Below are 616 nucleotides of genomic sequence, written 5' to 3'. Positions count from 1 at the left end.
GTTTGCCAAGGCCGAAAAGCCTACGGCCTCGCTTGGCCGCCTCGAGGATATCGCGGCCTGGCTCGCCGCTTGGAGCGGGCAGGCGCCGCCGGCGGTCAGGCGGCCCCAGGTGGCGATCTTCGCCGGTAACCATGGCGTTACCCGTCATGCCGTCTCGCCGCGGCCGGTGGCGGCGACCGCCGATGCGGTGGAACTGTGCGCGGCCGGGGGAGCGGCGATCAACCAGGTCTGCATCGCCAACGACCTCGGCCTCAAGGTCTTCGACCTGGCGCTGGATGTTCCGACCGGAGACATCACCGAGGAAGCCGCGCTCGACGAACGCGGCTGCGCCGCCACCATGGCCTTCGGCATGGAAGCGGTCGCCGGCGGCGCCGACCTCATCTGCCTCGGCGATCTCGGCGTCGGCAATTCCACCATCGCTGCCGCCCTGTGTGCGGCGCTGTTCGGCGGCGCTGGCGTGGACTGGGTCGGACCCGGATCGGGCGCTGACGCGGCGATGACGGCGCGCAAGGCGGAGGTGGTCGATCGGGCGCTCGCCTTTCACGGCGACAGCCTCAGCGATCCACTCGAGGCCTTACGGCGTGTCGGCGGCCGCGAGTTCGCCGCCATCGCTGGC

Annotated in this window: 1 protein-coding gene; it reads left to right on the top strand. The window is 71.4% G+C overall.

The window, feature by feature from the left end; all coding sequences use genetic code 11:
• The coding region (locus EOA33_RS37835) for a nicotinate-nucleotide--dimethylbenzimidazole phosphoribosyltransferase (protein WP_190234541.1) at positions 1-616 on the top strand (616 nt) is incomplete at both ends.

The sequence above is a fragment of the Mesorhizobium sp. M4A.F.Ca.ET.050.02.1.1 genome (genome assembly GCF_003997725.1).
In the GTDB taxonomy this organism is placed as follows: domain Bacteria; phylum Pseudomonadota; class Alphaproteobacteria; order Rhizobiales; family Rhizobiaceae; genus Mesorhizobium.
This window is presented reverse-complemented; position numbering and strand designations above follow the sequence as displayed.